Origin of the sequence: Mycolicibacterium arseniciresistens (assembly GCF_030519285.1) — a bacterium.
GTDB classification, from domain to species: domain Bacteria; phylum Actinomycetota; class Actinomycetes; order Mycobacteriales; family Mycobacteriaceae; genus Mycobacterium; species Mycobacterium arseniciresistens.
Genome location: NZ_JAUMSQ010000102.1, coordinates 1 through 3,277 on the forward strand (window position 1 = coordinate 1; position 3,277 = coordinate 3,277).

Genomic DNA, 3,277 nt, shown 5'->3' on the forward strand with positions numbered 1-3,277 from the left:
TCGACACGGCCGCGCTGCAGGACCGCGCGGGCGTGTTCGCGATGATCGAGACCGCGGGCGGGCACGGCGCGCGCGAGGAGATCTGCGCGGTGCCCGGCCTCACCGGGATCTACGTCGGGCCCGCCGACCTGGCGATCTCGCTCGGGCATCGGGTCACCGAGGCATACCGTCACCCCGCGGTGCTGGAGGCGATGGCGGACATCCGCGCCGCGGCTGCCCGCGCCGGTCTGGTCGCCGGAGTGCACGCCGGTGCGGGCGCCCCGGGAAAGATGTTCGCAGAGATGGGATTCGAGATGATCACGCTGGCTTCGGAATCGCAGGCCCTGCGCCGGGGCGCCGCCACGCACCTCGCCGAGGCGACCGGCGCGATCGACGCCCCGGGCGCGGCAGAGGGCGGGTACCGGTGAGCGGGTTGCGCGTGGCGCTGGTGACGGGCGCCGCCCGGGGTCAGGGTGCGGCGATCGTCCGGCGCCTGCACGCCGACGGCTTCCTGGTGGCGGCGTGCGACGTGCTCGGCGACGACGTCCGGGAGACCGCCGCGCAGTACGACGCGGGCACCGTGCTGGCGATACCGCTCGACGTCACCTCGGCGGAGGAGTGGGACGCCGCGGTCACCGAGGTGGTCGGCCGGTTCGGGGCGCTGACGACGCTGGTCAACAACGCGGGTGTGCTGCACCGCGCCGCGATCGGCGACGAGACGCCCACCGGCTTCGAGAACAGCTGGCGGGTCAACTGTCTGGGGCCGTTCCTCGGCATCCGCGCCGCGCTCGACCACCTGACGGCCGCCGACGGTGCCGCCGTGGTCAACACCTGCAGCACCGGGGCGGTGCGCGCCTTCCCGAACCACGCCGCCTACGGGTCGTCCAAGTGGGCGCTGCGCGGGCTGACGCAGGTGGCCGCGGCCGAGCTGGCGCCGGCGGGCATCCGGGTCAACGCGGTGTTCCCGGGCCCGGTGCAGACACCGATGCTCGACGACGCCACCCAGGCGCGGCTGGTGGCACAGGCGGTCAGCGGCCGGCTGGGCCGCCCGGCGGAGATCGCCGACGCCGTGGCCTTCCTGGTGTCCGAGCAGGCGTCGTTCATCACCGGGTCCGAACTCGTCGTCGACGGCGGCCAGACACTTCAGATCGGATGAGGTCGATGAGCATGTCCGTGGGCATCATCGGCGCGGGCCCGGGCGGCCTCGCGCTGGGAATCCTGTTGCGCAAAGCCGGCTTCCGCGACTTCACCATCTTCGACCGGGAGGACGGCGTCGGCGGCACCTGGCGCATCAATACCTACCCGGGTCTGGCCTGCGACGTGAAATCGCATCTGTACTCCTACTCGTTCGACCTCAACCCGCACTGGTCGAGGCTCTGGTCGGGTCAGCCCGAGATCCTCGCCTACTTCGAGGACTGCGCCCGCCGCCACACCCTCGAGCCGCACCTGCGGCTGCAGACCGAGATCGTCTCGGCGCGCTGGGATCCCGACCGCCGGTCGTGGCGGCTGACGACGGCCGGCGGCGAGCACCACGACTTCGACGTCGTGGTCTCGGCGATCGGACTGTTCACCCAGCCGGTGATGCCGGACCTCGTCGAAGAGGAACCGTTCACCGGCACCGTCATGCACACCGCGCGCTGGGACCACTCCGTCGACCTGACCGGCCGCGACGTCGCCGTCCTCGGCACCGGATCGACCGCGGCGCAGCTCATCCCCGAGGTGGCGAAGGTGGCGCGCTCCGTCTACTCCGTGCAGCGCTCGGCGACCTGGATCCTGCCCAAGCCCGACCGGCCCTACACCGCGCGCGAGCGGTGGGCGTTCGCGCACATCCCGTTCGCGAAGCGGCTGTACCGCACCCGCCTGTGGCTGCGCAGCGAGTCGAACATCGCGGTGATAGAACACGGCAGCGACAAGACCCGCGAATTCCGGGACGTCGCGACCACGGTGCTCGAGAAGACGGTGGCCGACGAGCGGTTGCGCGAGCAGCTCACACCGCAGCACCCGTTCGGCTGCAAGCGGCTGGTGTTCGCCACCGACTACCTGCAGACCCTGACCCGGCCGCACGTCCGCGTGGTGTCCAGCCCGGCGCGGGCACTGCGGGCACGGTCGCTGGTGACCGCCGATGGCACCGAACTCGACGTCGACGTCGTGGTGTGCGCGACCGGGTACGCCGCGGCCGACTACCTGGGCCAGATCGAGGTGGTGGGGGAGGGCGGCGTCGCACTGCGCGACACGTGGCGCGACGGCGCGTATGCGTATCTGGGCATGGCGGTGCCGGGGTACCCGAACTTCTTCATGCTGTACGGGCCGAACACCAACGTGGGCTCCAACAGTGTCATCTTCATGCTGGAGGCCCAGGCCCGCTACATCGTGCGGGTGCTGCGTCACCTGCGCCGCCGGCGGCGCAGGTACGTCGCGGTCCGCCCGCAGGCGATGGTGGACTTCATCGCCAGGATCGACCGGTGGATGGCCGGGACGGTGTGGACGACGCGGTGCAGCAACTACTTCCGAGCCGCCAACGGCCGGGTGGTGACGCAGTGGCCACGCAGCGCGGGGGTGTTCTGGAGGATGACGCGCCGGTTCAGGCCCGCCGACTACACCTTCGACGCGCCGGTGAGCCGGCCCGACATCGCGGTGCAGGCGCACCCGGTGGCCACCGGCTGACGGCGATGACCCCCGGACCGGGCATCGCGCACCGGCTCCACCCCGCGCTGCGGCACCTGGCCGGCGCCCGCACCGACCTGTCGCCCGGCGTGCTCCATGCGGTGCGGTCGTCGCTCGACGAGCGCCGCCGGACCTCGGCGGAAGCGGTCGACGCCGCGGGGGTGGACGTCGGCGAGGAGTCCGTCCCGGCCGGAGGGGGCCGGTCCATTCCGGTACGGGTGTACCGCAGTGGCGGGTCGCCGGCGCCCGCGGTGGTCTACGTGCATTCCGGTGCATTCGTGCTCGGCAACCTCGACACCGACCACCGGCAGTGCGTCGAACTCGCACGCCGGGGGCGTTGCGCCGTGCTGTCGGTGGACTACCGGCTCGCGCCCGAGCACCCGCATCCCGCCGCGTTCTCCGACGCGGTGGCGGTGCTGCGCTGGGCCGTCACGAATGCGGCGGCGCTGCACCTGGATCCGGCCCGGGTGGCGGTCGCGGGCAGCAGCGCCGGCGGTGCGCTCGCGGCGGGGCTGGCGCAGCGCGCCGCGCGTGGCGATGTGCCTTCGGTGCTGTTTCAGCTGCTGCACCAGCCGGTCCTCGACGACCGGATGACACCGTCGCGGCGGGAGTTCGCCACCACACCCGGATTCGA

The 3,277-nt window shown here is 72.6% G+C and carries 4 protein-coding genes; all 4 read left to right on the forward strand.

All coding sequences use genetic code 11. From position 1 onward, the window contains the following. The coding region (locus Q2100_RS14900; RefSeq protein ID WP_302914699.1) for an aldolase/citrate lyase family protein at positions 1-407 on the forward strand (407 nt) is incomplete at its 5' end. Next, complete coding sequence (locus Q2100_RS14905) at positions 404-1,135, forward strand: SDR family NAD(P)-dependent oxidoreductase (RefSeq protein ID WP_302914700.1); 732 nt, start codon at positions 404-406, stop codon at positions 1,133-1,135. The genes Q2100_RS14900 and Q2100_RS14905, both read left to right, overlap by 4 nt. 11 nt (positions 1,136-1,146) lie before the next feature. After that, a complete protein-coding gene (locus Q2100_RS14910) occupies positions 1,147-2,643 on the forward strand; it encodes a flavin-containing monooxygenase (RefSeq protein WP_302914702.1) in 1,497 nt (498 codons plus the stop codon). Between the two features lie 5 nt (positions 2,644-2,648). Beyond that, on the forward strand, positions 2,649-3,277 hold a 629-nt coding region (locus tag Q2100_RS14915; RefSeq protein WP_302914701.1), incomplete at its 3' end, for an alpha/beta hydrolase fold domain-containing protein.

Coding starts and splice junctions, on each gene's coding strand:
- Q2100_RS14910 (WP_302914702.1), top strand. CDS start 1,147: ATGTCCGTGGGCATCATCGGCGCGGGCCCGGGCGGCCTCGCGCTGGGA.